This window comes from Gallaecimonas mangrovi, assembly GCF_003367375.1.
GTDB lineage: Bacteria > Pseudomonadota > Gammaproteobacteria > Enterobacterales > Gallaecimonadaceae > Gallaecimonas > Gallaecimonas mangrovi.
In genome coordinates this window covers 1,765,772-1,786,798 of the sequence record NZ_CP031416.1, presented here as the reverse complement: position 1 = coordinate 1,786,798, position 21,027 = coordinate 1,765,772, and the positions used below count along the sequence as shown (strand labels likewise).

The window sequence follows — 21,027 nt, the reverse complement described above, 5'->3', positions numbered from 1 at the left end:
TCAGACCAATAAAAAAGCCCCGTTTAAACGGGGCTTTTCACACTTAAAGCGAGGTTCGCGTTACCAGTAAACAGGCCCGCTGGCCCACGGCCACCTTAGCATTGGGGAAGATCACCGCCTCTTCCTCAAGCTCGACCCGGTGCTCGGTGTCAGCATCTGTTGCCAGTAAGTGGCCCTTTTTAAAAGGCGTGAAATTTTCAACATCATCGCCAAAGGTGAAGGCAAAGGCCGCTGTCTTTTTATTAATCACCCGGCTAATGCGGTAAAGGTTAAGACGGCTTTCGTCATAGATAGGCAAAGGCAGTGAAAACTCGCTGACCAACTTGGTTAGGGTATCGCTGGCGGCCTGAAAGCGGCGCATGTCGTTCTCACCGAAGGGCCGCACTTTACCCAGCTCTACCGTAAAGCCATGGGCGGCAAATTCGTTGGTAGAGAAATAGCTAAAGGTGGTAGTGGGGCTTTCAGAAAACAGCACCGTGTCCACGCCGCACTCGGCTAAAAACATCATTTGTTCACGGCTTGGCGGCTGCCCGTGCAAAAACGGGTACACCACAAATTTTTCGTGCCGAGAGCCGCGAATGGCAGTGTGCAAGTCGTAATGCAGGCGCTCGGCGGTAGGCCGCTCACCGTAAAAACGCGCTACCGCCGCTTCTAATTGCTTGGCGCGGCGACGCTCGGCATTGTTGCCCTCGCCTTTACTGTGGGCGCCACTAAAAAGGCGATTAAGGTTTTCTTCCAGCTCGCGCTTACCGGCGTTAATGGCAGGGGGATTACCAATTAGCACCAGTAACCGATGAGCAAGGGCCACTTCACCGCTAAGAATGTTTTTTACTAAATCGCGAACAATTTCAATGGGGGCGGTTTCATTGCCGTGCACACCGCACGACAAAATAATGTCTTTATGGCCGGGCTGCTCGGGGGTTAAACAAAAAATACCGGTGTCCCAGGTTTGTACCCGTACCCCTTCGCTGGTAATAAACTGCGCCGGTAGTGCTTCAACGGGGTTTGCCAAGGTAAAGGCAAGAATGTCGTTGTCTTTAAACATCATGGCTCCAGAAATATCGAAAACAAAAAAGCGCCCGCAGGCGCTTTTTTAAAGAAGGCCAAAGGCCTTTTTATCATGCTTCGGCCAGCCATTTGTCTAATAGCGCTTGTGCATCCTTAATGATGCATTCCAAGTGCGCCTGGCTTTTAAAGCTTTCAGCATAGACCTTGTAGATGGCTTCGGTGCCAGAGGGGCGCGCCGCAAACCAGCCATTGGCGGTGACCACCTTGATGCCACCGATGGCAGCGTCATTACCCGGGGCGCGAATATACGCATCGGTGATGTCGTCACCGGCCAGGGCGCCACTGGCCAGTTCCGGCGTTAAGCGGGCAAAACCGGCCTTGAGTTTGTCGGTAACCGGCGCATCAATACGCTGATACCAAGTTGGGCCAAAGCGGGCTTCAATCAGTTCTTTGTAATACTGGCTGGGGCTTTTACCGGTAACGGCCTGAATTTCAGCCGCCAACAAACACATGATGATACCGTCTTTGTCGGTACTCCAGGGTTTGCCGTCTTTGGTGACAAAGGTGCCACCGGCAGATTCTTCGCCACCGAAAATCAGCTTGCCTTTGAAAAGGCCGTCAACAAACCACTTCACCCCTACCGGGGTTTCCATAAAGTGGCGGCCAGCAGCGCGGGTTACCCGCCCTACCTGGGCACTGGTTACCACAGTGGTGCCAACACCTAGGGTTTTGGAAAGCCCAGGGCGGTGCTGTAGCAGGTAGTCCACCACCACCGCCAGGTAACGGTTGCAGTTTAAAAGGCCAGCGTCGGGGGTAACAATGCCGTGGCGGTCGCCGTCGGTGTCGTTACCTACCGCTAAATCGAACTGGTCTTTAACGGCAATAAGGGACGCCATGGCATAAGGGCTGGAGCAGTCCATACGGATTTTGCCGTCGTGGTCACAGCAGATAAAACCAAAGCGGCTGTCGACTTGGTCTTCAACCAGGGTGATATCCAAATCCCAGTGTTCGCGAATGGCTTTCCAGTAATCAATGGCCGCGCCCCCCATGGGGTGCACGCCGATGCGCAGGCCTGACTTTTGAATAGCTTCAATATCAACAACGTCGTTCAGTCGCTGAACATAATCGGCCATAAAATCAAAGCGTTCAGCTTGAGGGCTGGCAATGGCACGTTCAAAACTCAAGGTTTGAACGCCATCAAGGTTGGCTTCCAAGTAATTATTGGCACGCGACTGGATAACCTTGGTGACGTTAGTGTCGGCCGGGCCACCATCGGGCGGGTTGTACTTAATGCCGCCGTCTTCCGGTGGGTTATGCGACGGCGTCAAAATCAGGCCGTCAGCATTGCCTTCATGGCCCAAAATGGCATGGGAAACCGCAGGCGTGGGGGTGAGCTGGCGATCTTCAAATCGCACCTTAATGCCATTGGCCACCAATACCCGCAGCACGGTGGCAAAGGCGGGATAAGACAGCGCATGGGAGTCAAACCCCAGATACAAGGGGCCAGTGATGCCCTGCTCTTTGCGGTGGTCGGCCACGGCCTGGGCCACAGCTAACAAATGCGCTTCGTTAAAAGCCTTGTTCAGGCTGGAACCGCGGTGCCCGGAGGTACCAAAGCTGACTCTCTCGCCCGGCACCGTGACATCCGGCTTCAGGGTAAAGAAGGCTGTCACTAATTCGCTGGGGTCAATAAGGCTATCAGCCGCCGGCTTCTTGCCGGCATTGGGGTGTAACGGCATTACTCTCTCCCTAGATTTTTTCGACAAAAGCCTTAGTAGCTTCCTCGTCGTAACCTAACTCCGCCATGACTTGGGCGACAATATTGCGTTTTTTTTCGGTGTTGTTGTTTGTCACTACCCAATAAGGGCTGCCAACAATGGCCTTGGGATTGGTGGATTTGCCCGCCTGGTTGAGCTCTTCAACACTAGTGGCAAAGTACAAACGGTCACGGCCACGAATATTTTGCACCACGGCAAAATCGTCGCCATGGCGCTGGTAAAGCTCGGTTAAGGCGTGAATAAAACGGCCAACAGCACTGTTGGTTTCTAGCGCGATGGCAGGTGCTGCCGGCTTTTCTTTTACTTCAGCCGCCGCTTTGACTTCTACCTCGGGCGCGACAGCCACTTCAGGCTCGCTGCCAGCAACCGGGGCAAAGCCCAGCAAACGCCGTAAAATATCGGAGGCGTTCTCGCCAATGTTCTGGGTGTTAGACGCGATGTAATGGTACAGCTCGTCATCGACTTCGATGGTTTTCATGCCTTATCTCAAGGTCTTGTTTAACTCTCTGGCGATTATACATAGGCAGAGCGTATTTGCATGCCTACCAAGACCTTTGCAAAATAGGCGCGCAACGATGGAGGCAGTATGCTCAATTACCAGCAGCGGGGCCAGGGCCCGGACGTTATCCTTATTCATGGCCTTTTTGGCTCCCTTGATAACTTAGGCAACCTTGCCCGAAGCCTCGAAGACGCTTTTTGTGTCACCAGTGTCGATTTACGCAACCACGGTAAATCTTTCCACACCGATGACACCAGCCTAACCGCAATGGCTGGCGATATTATCGCGCTGATGGACGCTCTTAACCTAAAGAGCGCCAGCCTAGTAGGCCATTCCCTTGGCGGCAAAGTGGCGATGCAGGTTGCGCTGAGTAACGCTAACCGCGTTAATAAACTGGTGGTGGCCGACATTGCGCCGGTGACTTACCAGCATCGCCACCACGACAATGTCTTTGAAGCGCTCACCAAGGTCGATGTTAGCCAGTACCAGAGCCGTAAAGACGTGGAAGATGCCATTAGCCCGTATATTGAAGAGCAAGGCACCAGGCTGTTTATCTTGAAGAATTTGGTGAAAGACGGCGACGGCTTTCGCTGGCGCATTAATGTGCCGGTGCTGCTTGAGCACTACCAGCAAGTGCTGCAGGCGCCGACGGGCGAGCCCTTTACTGACCCAACACTCTTTATTAAAGGCGGCAACTCGCCCTATTTAACCGAAGCGCACAGCCAGGCAGTCGGAGAACGTTTTCCCAAGGCGCAGCTCAAGGTGATTAGCGGCGTTGGCCACTGGCTGCATGCTGAAAAACCGGCCGTATTTAATAAACTGGTCAGGGACTTTTTGAGCTAACCGGCGCATCTGGGTATAATCCGCGCGTTTCTTGTGGGGCAACAGCATTGCTGTCTCAAGCGCATTCTCTGGAAATGGTCGCCCTAAACCTGGTTTTTATGGTGATACTGCTGCTTATCGGCCCGGTTATTGGCGTCAGATGAGGAAAAAGCAGCGGCCTTTACTGGGGCGCATTCTGGTTTGGCTTACCCTTGGCTGGGCGCCAGTGTTGCCTGCAAGAACATGCTAAACGTCATCTGGGAAGGTTCGGGTATTGGTTAATGGCCAAAGAGAGTACGGACAGAATTACCATTGACCTGTTTGCCGAGGAAAAAAGACGGGGGCGTCCCAAAACCAACCCCCTCTCGCGCCAGGTGCAATTGAAAGTTAATAAACGCAATCAGATAAAAAGAGACAAACAAAAGGGGCTAAAGAGGGTCGAACTGAAAGTGGATTCGGAACTCTTTGATACCTTGAATGATTTGGCCAAAGCGCAGAGCATGAGTCGAAGCGAACTGATCGAAAGCATTTTGAAAGCCGGTGTCGAGCAGCTCGACACCAACAACAGCGAGAGGAATTGAGTCGAATGGCATCTGTAGGTCTGTTTTTCGGCAGCGATACCGGCAACACCGAGGCGGTTGCCAAAATGATCCAAAAGCAATTGGGCAGCCACATGGTGGAAGTGCACGATATCGCTAAGTCCAGCAAAGAAGACATTGAGAACTTCAGCCTGTTACTGCTGGGGATCCCCACTTGGTATTACGGTGAGTCTCAGTGTGACTGGGATGACTTCTTCCCTACCCTGGAAGAAATTGATTTCACTGACAAATTAGTCGCCATTTTCGGTTGCGGCGACCAGGAAGACTACGCCGAGTACTTCCTGGATGCCATGGGCACCCTGCGCGACATCGTTGAAGCCAAGGGCGGCATTATTATCGGCCACTGGCCCACCGAGAGTTACAACTACGTGGCCTCAAAGGCACTGGTTGACGACAACCATTTTGTTGGCCTTGGTATCGATGAAGACCGCCAACCGGAACTGACCGGCGAGCGCATCGAAAAATGGGTAAAACAGGTTTACGAAGAAATGTGCCTGGCCGAACTCGAAGATTAAAAAAGCCCCGCGAGGGGCTTTTTTATTGCCCTAACCTGGCCGATATTGGCGCTTTAAGCGCACATAAAGGGTGCGCTCTACCCTGGCCACCAAGTCACCGTTGTTATTTTTAATGTCGGTAACCACCTGTGGCAGCGCTTTTTCACCCCTGGCGGTCGCCGCCTCAATGTCGGCCAGTAAGCCATCGGTCAGTTGGAACTCGGCCACAACCTGGCCAAGGCCCGGCTTTTCAAAGTAAAGGCGGGCACTTTTATCCCAAATATGAAAGCGCTTGCCCAATACCCCCATCAGCATTAACGAATACAGCGGATCGGTCATCGCAAACAAGCTGCCGCCAAACTGGCTGCCATTGGCATTTCGGGTCCAGGGCCGGTTTTTTAGCACCACCCTGGCGTAACGAAAATCGTTGCTTAATTCGACAATGCGAATACCGCAAAAAAAGAACGGCGGCCAAAGGTTTAAAACACGCCTAACCCGGGTACCTTTTTTAAACAACCATGATTTCATTATCCACCTAATCGATAAAATCGAAGCTTTCCTGCTATTATCCCTCTGGAAAAGCGTTGCCCAGTTGGGTACCTTTCTCCTGATAACTTCATGCGGGCTAGAAAATCCGCCCCGACTATAAAACAGGACCATTCATGCCGGACGAGAATCAAGCACTTAGAGATGCTGGCCTTAAGGTCACCTTGCCGCGAGTCAAGATCCTGGAGTTGTTGCAACAGCCCGACTTCCAGCACATCAGTGCCGAAGATCTCTACAAAAAGCTCATTGAGCTGGGTGAAGAGATCGGCCTTGCTACCGTATATCGCGTACTGAACCAGTTTGATGATGCCGGTATCGTGACCCGCCACCACTTCGAAGGCGGCAAGTCGGTTTTTGAGCTTTCACAGAAACACCATCACGACCATCTGGTTTGCCTGAAATGCGGCTTAGTGGTTGAATTTATTGATGATGTAATTGAACAACGGCAGAAAGATGTGGCGAAAGCCAATAACATCAAACTGACCCACCACAGCCTTTATCTCTATGGCGAATGCCTCGACACTGAAGCCTGTGAAAAACGCCGCCGCGGCGAAGAATAAGCAAGGCCAGGTTTTCCTGGCCTTTTTCTTATCTGGCCCTCTTTACAAACGGGCCGCCAATTCTGCCCCTTGGCGGATAGCCCTTTTAGCATCAAGCTCGGCCGCCACATCGGCGCCACCAATTAAGTGCGCAAATATTCCCTCGTCGGTCAGCTGCTGCCACAGCCCTTTATTAGGTTCCTGGCCTGCACACAAAATGACGTTGTCGACGTCGAGCACCTGGTTTTGCTCAGCTTTTTTAAGGTGCAGGCCTTCATCATCAATGCGCTCATAGCTCACCCCAGGCCACATCTGCACACCAAAGTCGCTCAGCGTTTGCCGGTGCACCCAGCCCGAGGTTTTACCCAGCCTCTTACCCACCTTGCTGGTTTTACGCTGCAGTAGCCAAATTTGCCGCGCCGCCTGTTCTTTTTGGCCCGCTTGTAAACCACCGGGCTGGGCGATGTTTTTATCGACGCCCCAATGAGCCAGCCAGCGGTCTTTATCAAGGCTGACCGACGGGCCAGACTCGGCCAAAAATTCCGCCACATCAAAACCGATGCCACCGGCACCAATAATGGCTACCTTGTTGCCAACGGGCTTGTTGTCCCGCAGCACATCCAGGTAGCTCAGCACTTTCGGGTGGTCAATGCCGGCAATGGCCGGGGTACGGGGATTAATGCCAGTGGCTATTACCAATTCGTCAAAGGCCTCGTTCTTCAGGCTTAAGACGGTTTGCGGCGCATTTAGCCGCAGCTCGACCTGCAAGTCAGCCAAGCGGTTTTTGAAATAACGCAGCGTTTCAAAAAACTCTTCTTTACCGGGAATGCGCTTGGCGTAATTAAATTGGCCACCAATCTCACTGGCTGCATCCATTAACACCACCTGATGGCCTTTTTGTGCGGCGTAGCAGGCAAAAGCCATACCGGCAGGGCCTGCCCCAACCACACCAATACGTTTGGCTTTAGCGGCGGTTTTAAAGACCAATTCGGTTTCATAGCAGGCCTGCGGGTTAACCAAGCAGCTTGCGCGCTTTTGCTCGAAGACATGGTCAAGGCAGGCCTGATTACAGGCAATACAGGTATTGATGCGGTCACTTTGACCGGCCGCCGCTTTATTAACAAAGTCAGGGTCTGCCAGCATCGGCCTTGCCATCGACACCATATCGGCTTCACCACTGGCCAAAATGCCTTCCGCCACCTCAGGGGTGTTGATCCTGTTGGTGGTCACCAACGGCACCTTCAGGCCCTGTTGCTTCATTTTGGCGGTAACCCAGGAAAAGGCCGCCCGTGGCACCGAGGTGACAATGGTGGGAATGCGCGCTTCGTGCCAGCCAATGCCGGTGTTAATGATGCTGACCCCGGCTTCTTCAAGCGCTTTGGCCAGATACACCGCGTCATCCCAGCACATTCCTTCTTCCACCAGTTCCAGCATCGAAAGGCGAAAGATAATAATAAAGTCGCTGCCAACGCGGTCGCGGATGGCCTTAATAATGGCGAGGGGAAAGCGCGCCCGGTTTTCAATACTGCCGCCCCAGCCGTCATGGCGCTTGTTGGTGCGAAGGCTTAAAAACTGGTTAATCAGATAACCTTCAGAGCCCATCACTTCGACGCCGTCGTACCCTGCTTTTTGTGCCAATTTGGCAGTTTTGGCAAAAGCATTAACGGTGCCTTTGATTTGCCGCTCGGACATGGCCTTGGGCTTAAAGGGATTAATGGGGGCTTTTTTGGCACTGGCAGACAACGAAAACGGATGATAGGCATAACGGCCGGCATGCAGAATTTGCAGGCATATTTTGCCGTCTGCCTGATGCACAGCTTCGGTCACCAGCCGATGTTTTCTGGCTTGAAAGCTGCAGGAAAGCTGGCTGCCAAAAGGGGATAAGCGCCCCCTTAAGGTAGGGGCTATGCCACCGGTTACGATTAGGCCCACGCCGCCTTCAGCGCGGGCTTTGTAAAAAGCGGCCATTTTTTTGAAACCGTCTTTTTCTTCTTCAAGGCCGGTGTGCATGGAACCCATCAACACCCGGTTTTTTAACGTGGTAAAGCCCAAATCCAATGGCTTCAACAGGTTAGGATATGCTGCACTCATCGCTCGACTGTTCCATTTTGTTTTTTGTCAAGCGTACTCATCGGATGAGTTGGAATCAACAAAACGTTACAAATTCAGCTTCGCATTGTCGCCGGATTCCCCTAGCATGCGAATATCCCCCAATACAAGGAAGCATTCGACACCATGCTGACCATGTTGAAAAAGGTCTTTTCATTTATCTGGCAGGCACTTAATGGCCTGCGTCGGCTGGTAATGAGCCTGTTGGTGCTTGTTATCGTGGTTGCCATTATCAGTTCACTGGGCGAAGACAAAGGCCCGGAAGTGCCGAAAGACGGTGCGCTGGTACTGAACCTTGACGGTGTGCTGGTAGAAAAAGCCAAGCAGGTTGACCCCTTTAAAGCGGTCACCCAGGAACTGCAAGGTTCTAGCGAACCGCCGGAAATGCAGATGAGCGATGTGCTTGATGTCATTAAAAATGCCAAGGATGACAACCGCATCAAAATGCTGGTGCTAAAACTCGGTGGCCTTTACACCTCCAGCCCAGACAAGCTGATGACCATTGGCGATGCCATTGAAGACTTCAAGAAAAGTGGCAAGCAAGTGGTTGCCATTGGTGACTACTACACCCAGGGCCAATACCTGTTAGCGGCTTACGCCAACAAGGTTTACCTGAATAAAGACGGCTTTATGTCCATCGACGGTTTTGGCCGCTATCGCCTTTATTACAAGTCGCTGCTCGACAAGCTGAAGGTCACTACCCATGTGTTCCGGGTGGGCACCTTTAAATCGGCGGTTGAGCCATACATTCGCGACGATATGTCCGATGCTGCCAAAGACGCCAACCGCACCTTCTTGAACGCCCTTTGGGGACAATATCAAGACAAGATTGTTGCCCTGCGCCACCTTAAAGCCGGTGCGCTGGACGACATGCTGAACAACCTGCCCGAGCGCTTTGCCGCTGCCGGTTCTGACTTTGCCCAGCTAGCCTTAAAAGAAGGCCTGGTAGACAAACTAATGACCCGCAACGACATGGAGCAGGCATTAATTGCCGATGTGGGCGAAAACGACGAGCACAGCTTCCGCCACATTAGCTACGACGACTATTTGTCTATTATCCACCCCAAATTCGACGTGCCGAAAAAAGGCCCGAAAGTGGGCGTGATTGTGGCGCAAGGCGAAATTGTTGACGGCACCGCGCCGGTGAATATGTCCGGTGGTGACTCCATTGCCGCCCTGATTCGCCAAGCCCGTTTTGATAAAGACATCAAAGCGGTGGTGCTGCGGGTAGACAGCCCCGGCGGCAGCGCCTTTGCCAGTGAAATTATTCACCAGGAACTGTTGGCCCTGAAAAAGGCCGGCAAGCCGGTGGTGGTTTCCATGGGTACTTATGCAGCATCCGGTGGCTACTGGATCTCCGCCAGTGCTGACGAAATTATTGCCCACCCCACTACCCTTACCGGCTCTATTGGTATCTTCGGCATGCTGGCCACCTTTGAAAACAGCCTGGACGCCATAGGCGTGCACAGCGACGGGGTTGGTACCTCTGAATATGCCGGTACTACCCTCACCCGGCCGCTGTCTGACAACCTGAAGAAAATCATTCAAGGCAATGTCGAAAAAGGCTATGACCGCTTCCTGACCCTGGTGGCTAAAAACCGCCACATGTCGAAAGAAGACGTTAATAAAATTGCCCAAGGCCACATCTGGATTGGTACTCAAGCCAAAAAACTTGGCCTGGTAGATAAGTTAGGCGACGAACAGCTGGCCATTAAGGATGCGGCCAAAATGGCTAACCTAACTCACTACAGCGTTGAAAATGTTGTGAAAAAACTCACACCCAAACAGCAGTTTATTCAAACTATCTTTGGTGATGCAGCGCAAATGGCCGCCAGTGTACAAACCCAAAAATATCCTTGGCTGAGCAAAATTCTCGCCAGCCTCGATAGCGATGTGTCACCACTGGTTGATATGAAAGATCCGCAAGGCATGTACATGTACTGCCGTGATTGCAACTTCAACTAACAAGTTGTTGGACCAGAAAAAACCGGGCTTTGGCCCGGTTTTTTCTTATAATGCGCGCCAAAGCGTCGAAGGAGCAGTTTGATGGCGAAGAAACGTATTTATGTGGCTTACACCGGTGGCACCATTGGTATGCAAAAATCCGCCAAAGGCTATGTGCCGGTGCCGGGTTTTCTGGTGCAGCACGTTAAGCAACATCCCGATTTTCAGCGCCCAGAAATGCCCGATTTTGATATTCACGAATATCAGCCACTGATGGACAGCTCCGATATGACGCCAGACGACTGGCAGCATATCGCCGATGACATCGCCCAGCATTACCAGCAATACGACGGTTTTGTTATTTTGCATGGCACCGACACCATGGCTTACACCGCCTCGGCGCTTTCGTTCATGCTGGAAAATCTAGGCAAACCGGTGATTGTAACCGGTTCACAAATTCCCCTGTCGGCGCTGCGCTCTGACGGCCAGGAAAACCTGCTGACGGCCCTGTATCTGGCGGCCGAATACCCCATTAACGAGGTGGGCCTTTTCTTTAATAACCAGCTCTTTCGTGGCAACCGTGCCACCAAGGCCCATGCCGACGGCTTTGATGCTTTCGCCTCACCCAATTTCCCGCCGCTATTGGAAGCGGGCATTCAAATCAGCAAAGTGCCCAACAAAGATGCCTTAGTCGCCAAGGGCGAGCTGAAGGTACACCACATCACCCCACAACCTATTGGCATGGTGCGCCTTTACCCGGGCATCGACCCTGCCATTATCAGTAACCTTATTCAGCAGCCGGTTAAGGCCCTGATTTTGCAAAGCTACGGGGTGGGTAATGCGCCTTCTAACCCGAAATTACTCAAAGCGCTCTCGGCAGCATCGGCGAACGGCATTGTGGTAATTAACCTCAGCCAGTGTTTTAAGGGGGCGGTGAATATGACCGGCTATGCCACCGGCACCGGCCTTGCTGCCAGCGGCGTGATATCCGGTGGCGACATGACAGTAGAGGCAACGCTCACCAAGCTGCATTTTCTTTTCAGCCAAGGCCTTAATGTTCAGGAAATACGTGAGCAAATGCTAGTGAACCTTCGGGGTGAGCGTAATAATTAACCGTTTTAAATTCCGGTTATTTTCATAGGCTTAATCGGTCTTTAAATTTCCCCTTTCGGTCATTGACATCAAAGAACCCAAGCAGCACTGTGAGGAACATTGCTTATCTCGGGGAACTTGCTGTTATGCATACCAAATCGGCCAAACTCAAAGATGTCTGTTACGATATTCGCGGTCCAGTGATCGCGGAGGCAGCGCGACTTGAGGCGGCCGGCGAGCAGATCCTTAAGCTCAACATTGGTAACCCTGCCCCTTTTGGTTTTACCGCCCCACCCGCCCTGCTTGACGCCATTGGCGCCAACCTGCACCAAAGCCAGGGCTATTGCGATGCCAAAGGCCTGCCCGCCGCCCGCGAGCTGATTAGCCGCCATTACCAGGCAAAGGGGGTTGCGCGCGCCTCAGCCGAGCATATTTATATCGGTAACGGCGTCAGTGAACTTATTCAAATGAGCCTGCAGGCACTGGTCAATAACGGCGATGAGATTTTATTGCCCGCCCCCGATTACCCCTTGTGGACGGCTTGTACGGTACTGGCCGGCGGTAATGCCGTACATTATCGCTGCGACGAGTCCAACGGCTGGCAGCCCGATCTAGACGATATTCGCAGCAAAATTACCCCCCGCACCCGCGGCTTGGTGGTGATTAACCCCAACAACCCAACCGGGGCGGTTTATAGCAAAGCCATGCTGCAAGCATTGATTGAGATTGCGCGCGAACATCAGCTGGTGCTCTTTGCTGACGAGATATACGACCAAATTCTCTATGACGGCGCCGTGCATCACCCGATGGCGGCGCTCAGTGACGATGTGGTCACCCTAACCTTTAATGGCCTTTCTAAAGCCTATTTAGCGGCCGGTTTTCGCCAAGGCTGGCTGATGGTATCGGGCCACACTGATAACGCCCGCGATTATATTGAAGGCCTTAATATGCTGGCCAATATGCGGCTGTGCGCCAACGTACCGAGCCAACATGCCTTAGTGGCGGCACTCGGTGAGCCAGACAGCATTCAGCCACTCTTGCTGCCAACAGGCCGCCTTTGCCAGCAGCGGGATTTGGCCTTTGAGATGCTCAGTAACATTGAAGGGGTTAGCTGCGTTAAGCCACAAGGTGGCCTCTACCTTTTCCCGCGCTTGGACCCAAAACGGTTTGCCATTAGCGACGATGAAGGCCTGGTACTCGACCTGCTGCGTAAAGAACACATTTTGCTGGTGCAAGGCACCGGTTTTCACTACCCCACCCCAGACCACCTGCGCATTGTGTTCCTGCCGCCAAAAGAAGTGCTCACCGATGCCATTAGCCGTTTTGGTCATTATCTTGACCAAAGAGCCGAAGCCGTCGCCCCCTCGGCGGCCTGAAAAAAAGCCCGCATTTGCGGGCTTTTTTACAGCAGCATTTCCATTTGCACATTACAGCGCTGATAAGGTGAAGCCGGCCCTTTAACGGCGGTAAAGCCAAGCTTTCGATACAGATTAACTGCTGGCACCAGCAGGCTATTACTCTCTAAATACAACCGTTTTGCTCCGAGCTGCCGCGCTTTAGCAATAATATGTTCTCCTAGCATTAGCCCAATACCGCTGCCACGCATGTTTTCATCAACGGCCATCTTGGCAAGCTCAAAGTCGCCACCTGCCAGCGGTATCAGCGCGCAACTCCCAACGGCGCGACCTTGGTAAAGGGCCATGACAATGTAGCCGCCCTTAGCAATGATGTTCTCTACCGGGTTATCGAGCGCCTTAAAGTCGCTAGGCTCCAGAGTCCAGTGCTGGCTTATCCAATGCACGTTCAGTGCCTTGAAGGCCTCTTGGTATTGGCCAGAGAAAGGAACCAACGCCAGCTGGCTTTGTTGCCTTGTCTGCAACAAGTCCTCTACCCGTTCAAACAGGCTTAACTTGGTCAGCTCGTATTCCAACGTATCAAGCTCAGCCCAGAGTTGTGACTGTGTCTTAGCCAACAAACTATTCACCACGGCGCCCACATCTTCACATTGCTGAGCCAGATTCGCGGCTTGCGCTTGGCCTTTAGCGGTCAAAGACACCTCACTGACTCTGCCATCTGCGGCCTGTTTATTAACCGTTACCAGGCCTTTTTTAGCCATGGCTTTGACCACTTGGCTAACGGCTGCATGGCTTTGCCCTACATCTTCAGCCAGCACACCAATACCGCTACAGCCTTTGTTTGCAAGCATGTAAAACACTGGAAACCAACGCGGATCCAGCTCCACGTCATAGTGGCGATAAATCTTTTCGGCATCCTGAGTAAAACGTTCGGCAAGGCGGCGCAAGCGGCTGCCCAGTGCCATGGGCCCTGCCAAGGTATAAAAATCCATAAAAACACCAGTTACGTAAGTGCTTACATAAATACCAAAATAAACGATTTTTGCCACCTTGCCAAGGCAAATGAAAAAGGCGCCGACAGGCGCCTTTTTCTCACAATTGGCCAATCAGCTATTGGGGCTGGTGACCTGCAAAAGTACCGCGGCGTAATGGCACACACTGCCGCCCAGTACAAAACAGTGCCAGATGGCATGGCCAAAAGGAATGCGGCGCAGCATATAGAAAATAGTGCCAAGGGTATAAAACAGGCCGCCCAGCACTAGCCATTGCAGCTCCATGGAGGTTAGCGCTTCACTCATGGGTTTAATGGCAATGACCACCAACCAGCCCATGGCCACATAAATCAGTGTTGATACCGCCCGAAACCGGCCGGTAAAGAAAATTTTGAAGGCAATACCCAGCGCCGCTAGCCCCCAGATAGTGCCAAACAGGCTCCAGCCCCAGGGCCCGCGCAAACCAATTAAGGTAAAGGGAGTATAGGTACCGGCGATCAGTACAAAAATGGCGCAGTGGTCGAAAATTTTAAGCCTGGCTTTGGCATTTTCGTGGGGAATGGCGTGATACAGCGTTGATGCGGTGTAGAGCATTAACAGCGCACCGACAAAAATCGAGGCTGAGACGATTTGCCAAGCGTCGCCATAAACCGCTGCCATAGCGATAAGCACGCCGCCGCCAGCGATGGAGCAGAACACACCCAGACCATGAGTGATAGTGTTGGCCAGCTCCTCGCGAAAGGGATAACCGTGACCGACAGTAATTTGCATAACAAGGCCCGATGTTTTTGTTAAGAACCATTCTCAGCCTACGTGAAAAAAAAGATCCGGCCAAGGCCGGATCTTGAAATTATTCACGAACCTGTCCGGTTCCGGTAACCACAAATTTCTCTGTGGTCAGGGCCTCCAGCCCCATGGGCCCGTAGGCATGTAATTTCGACGTCGAAATACCAATTTCCGCGCCCAAGCCAAGCTCGCCACCGTCAGAAAAACGGCTAGAGGCGTTGGCCATCACCACTGCGGAATCCACCCGCGCCTGGAAGGCGTCTGCGGTGGTTTGGTTTTCAGTCACAATCACTTCGGTGTGCTTACTGCCAAAGCGGGCAATATGCTCAAGGGCGGCGTCAAAACTCGCGACTTGGCGAACGGCAATTTCCAGCGCCAGGTATTCCTGGCCGTAGTCGCTTTCGCTCATCAAGTCGGCACCGTCAAAGTAATTCACGGTGGCGCTATCGGCATGCACTTTAACGCCTTTGTCACTAAAGGCTTTGGCAACCCGCGGCAAGAAGGTTTCGGCCACATCCTGGTGCACCAACAGCCCTTCTAGGGCGTTACAAACGCCGGTGCGCTGGGTTTTACCGTTAATCAGAATGTTAAAGGCTTTATCAAGATCTGCGTCTTTATCAACGTACAGATGGCAAACGCCTTTAAAATGCTGAATAACCGGGATGCGGCTTTGCTCGGTCACAAAGCGAATAAGGCCTTCGCCACCACGGGGGATAACCAAGTCGATATCATCGGTTTGTTTGAGCAGAGCCAGCATCAGTTCGCGATCGGGGTCGTCAATAACGGTGATGGCTTCGCCAGGTACACCATGTTTTTGAAGGGCCTCGCCCAGCACTTTGGCGATCGCCAGGCTTGACGATAAGGCTTCACGGCCACCACGCAAAATAACGCCGTTACCGGATTTAAAGCACAATGCACCTGCATCAGCGGTTACGTTGGGGCGCGCTTCATAAATCATGCACACCACACCCAGCGGAATACGCATCTTCTCAACTTTGATGCCATTGGGGCGCACTTCTACCGGGCGTTTTTCACCCACCGGATCAGGCAGTGTTACCAGAAAATCAATGGCATCGGCCATGGCGTCAATGCGCTCAGGGGTAAGCTGCAAGCGGTCTAGCATGGCATCGTCCAGGCCTTTATCACGGCCATTGGCCATGTCAGACTCATTGCCTTTTAAAATAGCGCCATGGTTAGCGCGCAGCGCTTTGGCCATATCGGTCAGGACGGCGTTTTTCTGTTCGGTGGTCAAACCGGCTACCACTTTTGCCGCCTTGGCAGCAGCAACAGCATATTCTTTGGCTTTGGCCATCATCATGAATAGTTTTCCTCCAGAATCGTCAGGTTGTCACGGTGGATCACTTCTTCAGGGTGTCCGGGCTCAACTTCGTCGTTGATAATGCCGGCGTGACGACCTTTGAGGTAATTCAGTTCCCAGGAGCTGTACTGGCAAATACCTTTGGCCAGTGCTTTATCGCCTTCGCGAATAATCACCGCATCACCGCGGTCAAACTCCCCTTCGATATCGGTAACACCAGTACTGAGCAAGGAAGCACCATCTTCCAACAACGCTTGGGCTGCACCATGGTCTACCACCACTACCCCGTGGGCTTTAAGTGTATGCCGTAACCAGTGCTTGCGGTTAGACAGCGGTGAATGATGTTTGCAAAACAGCGTGCCCGGGTTGTCGCCCCTAAGCAACTGTTCAAACGTCTCGCCGTCGCGGCCATTAACAATGTAGGTGTCGATACCATGGCTTGAGGCTTTTTCAGCCGCTTCTACCTTGGTGCGCATACCGCCGGTGGCGATAGCATTACGCGGCGGCCCAGCCAGGGAAAAAATATGGTCATCAATTTCTTCAACCACCGGCAGTCGCTTGGCGTCGGGAAAAACGGTTGGGTCTTTGTCATAAAGCCCATCAACGTCGGAACAAATCACCAAGGTGTCAGCATCCGAAACGGTGGCAACCATCGCCGCCAAATTGTCATTGTCACCCACTTTCATGGCGTCGGTGGCAACGGTGTCGTTTTCATTAACGATGGGCAGAATTTGGTTTTCGAGTAACGCTTCGATGGTGTTTTTAATGGAAACGTAACGCTCGCGGTCACCCAAGTCACCGTGGGTCAAAAGCACTTGCGCACAGGGAAAATCGAAAAAGCGGGACCAGTTGCTCATCATTTCGTTTTGCCCCACCGCCGCCATGGCTTTTTTCAGTTTTACCGGCAGATCGTTATGGGAAAAATCGAAATGACTGCGTCCGGCAGCAACGCTGCCTGAAGAAACCAGCACGATATCAATACCGCGCTCACGGCATTGGGTAATAAAACGGGCGATCGCCAGCAGGTACTTTGCGCTACATCCATTACCGTCTGGGGCAATCAGGGCACTGCCCACTTTCAGTACTGCGCGTCGCCAGTTTGGTGTCGACATGTAAGAAGACTCCTCAAAAAAATGAGTGATTACTATAACATCATTCGCCCTCTAATGAAAATTGGTTATATAAATGTTGGATTTACAGTTATGCACTTATATAGCCGCTTTCTATAGGATCGGAATTGATTTGCATTAAATCAAAAAAGCTCCCGAGGGAGCTTTTTATATAGTTGCATCACTGGCTTTAAGCCACTCAAAACGCGGCTTTGGCCCGGAATCGGTATCGACCATTTCACTGAACATCGCCAGCGGTCTTACCCATAGCCGCCCTTCACCGTAGAGGGGCCGGTAAACCACTAACGCCTCTTGTGTCTCGCTGTGCTGGGCGACCTCGTACACTTGATACAAGTTGCCTTTGTAGTGGCGATAAATACCGGGTTTTATAACTTCGTCCTCATGATCTCTTGCTCTTCATTACCGGCAAACAGCGCCTTGAGCTCACGTTTAGACTTTTGTACCAGCTCGCCACCGGGGCCCATTTCCATGTGTTGGTGTTCGGTGAGTTTCAATGACTGGTAGGCCATAACCAACTGCAAGCAGTTGCCACGCTGCGCTTCATCCAAAGCGGTGCCGTCGGGCCATTTACCGGTTTCAGCAGCATCGCGCAGCCGCAGGTAAGTGGCTTCGTCCATGTTGGCTATCATTTCAGAAAACATTATTAACCCCCTTTACGCTTATGCCATATGGCCATCACGCGGCAGGCAACATAGCCGGTTAAGCCTATGGCTAATAGTGCATCACCAACCCACTTAATTGTCGGCCTGGAATCTTTTGCCAGCTCGGGGTGCGACATCATAACCCACAAAATCAAAAAGCCCAGGCCGGCAGACAACAGCGCCAGCATAGAGCCATTATTGTATTTGCTCACTTTAAGGGCTTTTTGCCGGGCTCGCCCTTGGGCGACAGCTTCAGGATCGTCACTACGCACTTGCCCACAATGGGGGCAAGAAGGCGCCTTATCTGAGATCCGTTTGCCACAGGCATAACAGTGGATGATTGCCATCGGTCCTCCTTTTGAGGCCGAATGGTAACAAAAAGGGGCGCCATTGGGCGCCCCTTTTTTAGTCGTTTTCTTTGAAACTGGCCCAGTAGTCTCTGACCGTTTGTTTCATTTCTTTGGCCAGCAGCATCAGGCCCAACAAGTTAGGTAGCGCCATCAGCACAATGGCCACCGCAGCGATATTCCACACCACCGTGGTATCGCTTACCGCTGCCCACAAGAAACCAAAGCAATAAACCACCCGGTAGGGCATCACCCACTTGTAACCCACCAGGTAAATCACGGCCCGGTCACCGTAATAAGACCAGGCAATAGCCGTGGAAAAGGCAAATAGCAGCAAGCCAATCGACACAATGTATTGGCCGTAGGAGCCAAAATAGCCCTTGGTAAAGGCCTTGGTGGTCAGTTCCGCTGAGTGCACCAAGGATTTACCAACCACGTTGATATCCGGATCGGCGATGTTACCGCCGCTGATATCAAGCACACCGCTAAACGGATGGCCGCCAACGCGAAAACGTACATCTTCACCCACAGAGCGGGCGTTGATAACCGTAATGTCTGAGCCGCCAACCACTTTACCGTCTTGCACTTTCACGGCGCCATTAAAGGGTTTTACCGTGCTGGGCTTGTCGCTTAGGTAGGCATAAAGCTGCTTTTGGTCAGCCGCGACTTTATCGGAGTAATGGCCGGCAACAATGGTCATGTCGGCCCGTTCAAATTTGTTCTCGAATTTTTCGGTCCACACCCCGGAGCTGAGGATAACCAAACCGGTCAAGGTACAAATAATGATGGTGTCGATGAAGGGTTCAAGAATGGACACCATGCCTTCAGAAACCGGCTCATCGGCACGGGCCGAGGCGTGCGCGATAGGCGCTGAGCCCTGCCCTGCTTCGTTTGAGAACAAGCCGCGGTTAACACCCCGGTTAAAGGCATAAGCAAAGCTGGCACCCAAGAAGCCACCGGTGGCCGAGGCGCCAGTGAAGGCGTCGGCAAACACTGACTTAAAGGACGGCCAGAGGTTGTCGAGATTCATCAAAATCACCGACAAGGCGCCAATCACATAAAAAATGGCCATAAAGGGCACCACTTTTGAGGTGACCTTGGCAATGCGGTTAATGCCACCAAGGATAACCATGGCCAGCAACACCGCCAGCACACCGCCGGTAATAATGGGCTTGATCCCAAAGGTAACGGCCATGCCTTGGGCGATATTGTTACTTTGCGGCAGGTTACCGGTACCAAAGGAACAAATAATGGTAGCGATGGCAAAAAGCACCGCCAGCCACTTCATGTTAAGGCGCTTGTCCATGTAATACATGGGGCCACCGGCCATGGTGCCATCGGGGGCACGGTCGCGGTATTTATGGGAAAGGGTGACTTCCACAAACTTGGTGGTCATCCCCAAAAAGGCGGTCATCCACATCCAAAATAGCGCTGCCGGGCCACCAAGGAAAATAGCCAGCGCCACACCACCAATGTTACCGGTACCAACAGTGCCTGAAAGGGCCGTGCTTAACGCTTGGAAATGCGAGGTATCGCCTTTCATGTGAGTGTGGTCGTACTTACCACTCACCACCCGCCAGGCCTGGCGGAAATAACGAACTTGCGGAAAACCAAGGTAGAGCGTGAAGAAGATACCGACGCCAAGCAAGACGTATGGGAACCAAGCTGAGCTGCCGAGATAGCTGTCAATGGTCAGCAGCAAATTGTTGAAAGCTTCCATGTATTAAGGGGGCTCCGAATCGTTTTTATAATGAAGCCAATACCCTGACACAGCCCCCTGGGTATAACAAGAACAAGGGCCGCATCAGCGGCCCTATTTATCGCAATTATTTGAGGTGTCTCCAAACTGCGGTTAATACGTCCTCGCCCAGTTGCATGGCACGGGCTGGCGACCATCCATAATCGGGGTCTGGCAGGTCGGCGTTATCCTTAAAGGGCATCTCCAAGGTATAGGCCAAGGTGCCAAAGCGGTCGGCTATCCAGTTGGTGCACACCGTCATATTGGCCTGCCCTGGGGCGCTGATGTCGTAGCCATACTGGGTTTGAAATTCCGGAGTCACAGCCAGCAGCGCTTCTTTAAATTTGTCTTGCTGGGCTTGGATGTTGTCATCAAAGCTGGGTGTCCCTTCGGAGCCTGCCAAGAAGTTGTAAGGCAAACCTTCGTCGCCATGGATGTCCAAGCACAGATCCAGGCCTTTTTGTTCCATCATTTGCCGAACCAGATACACTTCCGGGCTTTTTTCCATGGACGGCTCTTGCCATTCACGGTTGAGGTTAACGCCAACAGCGTTAGTGCGAAGGTGACCACGCACACTGCCGTCGGGGTTCATGTTTGGTACCAAGTAAAAGACGTTTTCACTGAGTAAAGAACGGGCTACACCGTCTTCGTCATCCAGCAAGCGGCCAATAAAGCCTTCCATAAACCATTCGGCCATGGTTTCACCGGGGTGCTGGCGGGCAATCACCCAAATCTTACGTTTGGCAGTAGCTTCATCCCCCGCCACCAACATGGTCAGTTCGCGGCCATCGAGGGTTTCGCCAAGGTGCACCGGGGTGCAATCCAAGCTTTGCTGGGAACCGGCGATAAGATCTTGATGGCGCTCCCACGAATACGGCGCGAAATAGGCGTAATAACACACCGGCTCTTCTTGCACGTGGGTAATGGTGAGGTTGGTACCGTCGTAGTCGGTAGGTACCCGGAACCAGTTCTGACGGTCATAAGAGGCTACCGCCTGATACCCTTCCCAGCCTTTGGAGGCATAAGCCGACCCGCTGGCATTGGTAATTTTCATCACGTATTGCTGGTCGCGCTCACCATGAACACGAAAATGAAACCATTGGTAGAAATCAGACTGGTGGTCTTTTTTGATAGCCAGCTGAATATCGTCGCTGCTATCAGCTTTCAGCACGTCGATATTGCCACTGTCAAAACCGGCGGAGATATGCATTGATGCGGTCCTTCTTGGTGAGGATAAGCCTGTAGTCTAACACGCACAGGCCAGAGCCGAGGCGTCAAAAAAGGCACCCG

The 21,027-nt window shown here is 52.5% G+C and carries 21 protein-coding genes; 7 read left to right on the top strand and 14 right to left on the bottom strand.

Features of this window, described 5'->3' with window-relative positions:
- Positions 1-43: 43 nt before the first annotated feature.
- From astE to DW350_RS08510, 3 genes are all read right to left on the bottom strand, one after another.
- The gene (gene astE, locus DW350_RS08520) at positions 44-1,048 is read right to left on the bottom strand and encodes a succinylglutamate desuccinylase (RefSeq protein ID WP_319018120.1); all 1,005 of its coding nucleotides are present in this window, start codon (positions 1,046-1,048) and stop codon (positions 44-46) included.
- 70 nt (positions 1,049-1,118) lie between these two features.
- A complete protein-coding gene (locus tag DW350_RS08515) occupies positions 1,119-2,747 on the bottom strand; it encodes a phosphohexomutase domain-containing protein (RefSeq protein WP_115718454.1) in 1,629 nt (542 codons plus the stop codon).
- Between the two features lie 10 nt (positions 2,748-2,757).
- Complete coding sequence (locus tag DW350_RS08510; protein ID WP_115718453.1) at positions 2,758-3,264, bottom strand: replication initiation regulator SeqA; 507 nt, start codon at positions 3,262-3,264, stop codon at positions 2,758-2,760.
- 108 nt (positions 3,265-3,372) lie between these two features.
- Between DW350_RS08510 and DW350_RS08505 the strand changes: the two genes are divergently transcribed.
- From DW350_RS08505 to fldA, 3 genes are all read left to right on the top strand, one after another.
- Complete coding sequence (locus DW350_RS08505; RefSeq protein ID WP_115718452.1) at positions 3,373-4,128, top strand: alpha/beta fold hydrolase; 756 nt, start codon at positions 3,373-3,375, stop codon at positions 4,126-4,128.
- Between the two features lie 260 nt (positions 4,129-4,388).
- Entirely contained in the window at positions 4,389-4,688 is a 300-nt protein-coding gene (gene ybfE / locus DW350_RS08500) for a LexA regulated protein (RefSeq protein ID WP_115718451.1), read from the top strand.
- 5 nt (positions 4,689-4,693) lie between these two features.
- Positions 4,694-5,221 carry a flavodoxin FldA gene (gene fldA / locus DW350_RS08495; protein ID WP_115718450.1) on the top strand — a complete coding sequence of 176 codons (528 nt, stop codon included), beginning with the start codon at positions 4,694-4,696 and terminating at the stop codon, positions 5,219-5,221.
- Between the two features lie 30 nt (positions 5,222-5,251).
- Here fldA and DW350_RS08490 read toward each other — a convergent pair whose 3' ends face one another.
- Positions 5,252-5,728, bottom strand: a complete 477-nt coding sequence (locus tag DW350_RS08490) for a DUF4442 domain-containing protein (RefSeq protein WP_115718449.1) — start codon at positions 5,726-5,728, stop codon at positions 5,252-5,254.
- Positions 5,729-5,862: 134 nt separating this feature from the next.
- Here DW350_RS08490 and fur point away from each other — a divergent pair, with 134 nt between their 5' ends.
- Positions 5,863-6,306, top strand: coding sequence for a ferric iron uptake transcriptional regulator (fur, locus tag DW350_RS08485; protein ID WP_115718448.1), 444 nt, complete (start codon positions 5,863-5,865; stop codon positions 6,304-6,306).
- A gap of 42 nt (positions 6,307-6,348) precedes the next feature.
- Here fur and DW350_RS08480 read toward each other — a convergent pair whose 3' ends face one another.
- The gene (locus tag DW350_RS08480) at positions 6,349-8,376 is read right to left on the bottom strand and encodes an oxidoreductase (protein WP_115718447.1); all 2,028 of its coding nucleotides are present in this window, start codon (positions 8,374-8,376) and stop codon (positions 6,349-6,351) included.
- Positions 8,377-8,520: 144 nt separating this feature from the next.
- On the opposite strand from DW350_RS08480, the gene sppA reads away from it, so the two are divergent.
- The 3 genes from sppA to DW350_RS08465 all read left to right on the top strand — a co-directional run bounded on the left by sppA (position 8,521) and on the right by DW350_RS08465 (position 12,806).
- Positions 8,521-10,359, top strand: a complete 1,839-nt coding sequence (gene sppA, locus DW350_RS08475) for a signal peptide peptidase SppA (RefSeq protein WP_115718446.1) — start codon at positions 8,521-8,523, stop codon at positions 10,357-10,359.
- 81 nt (positions 10,360-10,440) lie between these two features.
- Positions 10,441-11,451 (top strand): asparaginase, encoded by a 1,011-nt coding sequence (gene ansA, locus DW350_RS08470; protein ID WP_115718445.1) that lies wholly within the window; start codon positions 10,441-10,443, stop codon positions 11,449-11,451.
- 125 nt (positions 11,452-11,576) lie between these two features.
- Positions 11,577-12,806, top strand: coding sequence for a pyridoxal phosphate-dependent aminotransferase (locus DW350_RS08465; protein ID WP_115718444.1), 1,230 nt, complete (start codon positions 11,577-11,579; stop codon positions 12,804-12,806).
- A 26-nt stretch (positions 12,807-12,832) separates the two neighbouring features.
- Here DW350_RS08465 and DW350_RS08460 read toward each other — a convergent pair whose 3' ends face one another.
- The 9 genes from DW350_RS08460 to DW350_RS08420 form a co-directional block, all read right to left on the bottom strand.
- A complete protein-coding gene (locus tag DW350_RS08460) occupies positions 12,833-13,777 on the bottom strand; it encodes a bifunctional helix-turn-helix transcriptional regulator/GNAT family N-acetyltransferase (protein ID WP_152032958.1) in 945 nt (314 codons plus the stop codon).
- Between the two features lie 114 nt (positions 13,778-13,891).
- On the bottom strand, positions 13,892-14,548 hold the full coding sequence (gene trhA, locus DW350_RS08455) for a PAQR family membrane homeostasis protein TrhA (RefSeq protein WP_115718442.1): 657 nt from the start codon (positions 14,546-14,548) through the stop codon (positions 13,892-13,894).
- A 79-nt stretch (positions 14,549-14,627) separates the two neighbouring features.
- Positions 14,628-15,881: a glutamate-5-semialdehyde dehydrogenase gene (locus tag DW350_RS08450; protein ID WP_336406989.1), complete on the bottom strand. Its 1,254-nt coding sequence runs from the start codon at positions 15,879-15,881 to the stop codon at positions 14,628-14,630.
- On the bottom strand, positions 15,878-16,993 hold the full coding sequence (gene proB / locus DW350_RS08445; RefSeq protein WP_115718441.1) for a glutamate 5-kinase: 1,116 nt from the start codon (positions 16,991-16,993) through the stop codon (positions 15,878-15,880). The genes DW350_RS08450 and proB overlap by 4 nt, the downstream gene beginning before the upstream one ends.
- 165 nt (positions 16,994-17,158) lie before the next feature.
- Positions 17,159-17,335, bottom strand: coding sequence for a DUF1653 domain-containing protein (locus DW350_RS08440; protein WP_336406988.1), 177 nt, complete (start codon positions 17,333-17,335; stop codon positions 17,159-17,161).
- Positions 17,336-17,376: 41 nt separating this feature from the next.
- A complete protein-coding gene (locus DW350_RS08435; protein ID WP_115718439.1) occupies positions 17,377-17,652 on the bottom strand; it encodes a YeaC family protein in 276 nt (91 codons plus the stop codon).
- 2 nt (positions 17,653-17,654) lie between these two features.
- A complete protein-coding gene (locus tag DW350_RS08430) occupies positions 17,655-17,999 on the bottom strand; it encodes a hypothetical protein (RefSeq protein ID WP_115718438.1) in 345 nt (114 codons plus the stop codon).
- A 58-nt stretch (positions 18,000-18,057) separates the two neighbouring features.
- Complete coding sequence (locus tag DW350_RS08425; RefSeq protein WP_115718437.1) at positions 18,058-19,719, bottom strand: alanine/glycine:cation symporter family protein; 1,662 nt, start codon at positions 19,717-19,719, stop codon at positions 18,058-18,060.
- 106 nt (positions 19,720-19,825) lie between these two features.
- Entirely contained in the window at positions 19,826-20,947 is a 1,122-nt protein-coding gene (locus DW350_RS08420) for a M14 family metallopeptidase (protein ID WP_115718436.1), read from the bottom strand.
- Positions 20,948-21,027: the final 80 nt, after the last annotated feature.

Coding starts and splice junctions, on each gene's coding strand:
- astE (WP_319018120.1), bottom strand. CDS start 1,048: ATGATGTTTAAAGACAACGACATTCTTGCCTTTACCTTGGCAAACCCC.
- DW350_RS08515 (WP_115718454.1), bottom strand. CDS start 2,747: ATGCCGTTACACCCCAATGCCGGCAAGAAGCCGGCGGCTGATAGCCTT.
- DW350_RS08510 (WP_115718453.1), bottom strand. CDS start 3,264: ATGAAAACCATCGAAGTCGATGACGAGCTGTACCATTACATCGCGTCT.
- DW350_RS08505 (WP_115718452.1), top strand. CDS start 3,373: ATGCTCAATTACCAGCAGCGGGGCCAGGGCCCGGACGTTATCCTTATT.
- ybfE (WP_115718451.1), top strand. CDS start 4,389: ATGGCCAAAGAGAGTACGGACAGAATTACCATTGACCTGTTTGCCGAG.
- fldA (WP_115718450.1), top strand. CDS start 4,694: ATGGCATCTGTAGGTCTGTTTTTCGGCAGCGATACCGGCAACACCGAG.
- DW350_RS08490 (WP_115718449.1), bottom strand. CDS start 5,728: ATGAAATCATGGTTGTTTAAAAAAGGTACCCGGGTTAGGCGTGTTTTA.
- fur (WP_115718448.1), top strand. CDS start 5,863: ATGCCGGACGAGAATCAAGCACTTAGAGATGCTGGCCTTAAGGTCACC.
- DW350_RS08480 (WP_115718447.1), bottom strand. CDS start 8,376: ATGAGTGCAGCATATCCTAACCTGTTGAAGCCATTGGATTTGGGCTTT.
- sppA (WP_115718446.1), top strand. CDS start 8,521: ATGCTGACCATGTTGAAAAAGGTCTTTTCATTTATCTGGCAGGCACTT.
- ansA (WP_115718445.1), top strand. CDS start 10,441: ATGGCGAAGAAACGTATTTATGTGGCTTACACCGGTGGCACCATTGGT.
- DW350_RS08465 (WP_115718444.1), top strand. CDS start 11,577: ATGCATACCAAATCGGCCAAACTCAAAGATGTCTGTTACGATATTCGC.
- DW350_RS08460 (WP_152032958.1), bottom strand. CDS start 13,777: ATGGATTTTTATACCTTGGCAGGGCCCATGGCACTGGGCAGCCGCTTG.
- trhA (WP_115718442.1), bottom strand. CDS start 14,548: ATGCAAATTACTGTCGGTCACGGTTATCCCTTTCGCGAGGAGCTGGCC.
- DW350_RS08450 (WP_336406989.1), bottom strand. CDS start 15,881: ATGATGATGGCCAAAGCCAAAGAATATGCTGTTGCTGCTGCCAAGGCG.
- proB (WP_115718441.1), bottom strand. CDS start 16,993: ATGTCGACACCAAACTGGCGACGCGCAGTACTGAAAGTGGGCAGTGCC.
- DW350_RS08435 (WP_115718439.1), bottom strand. CDS start 17,652: ATGTTTTCTGAAATGATAGCCAACATGGACGAAGCCACTTACCTGCGG.
- DW350_RS08430 (WP_115718438.1), bottom strand. CDS start 17,999: ATGGCAATCATCCACTGTTATGCCTGTGGCAAACGGATCTCAGATAAG.
- DW350_RS08425 (WP_115718437.1), bottom strand. CDS start 19,719: ATGGAAGCTTTCAACAATTTGCTGCTGACCATTGACAGCTATCTCGGC.
- DW350_RS08420 (WP_115718436.1), bottom strand. CDS start 20,947: ATGCATATCTCCGCCGGTTTTGACAGTGGCAATATCGACGTGCTGAAA.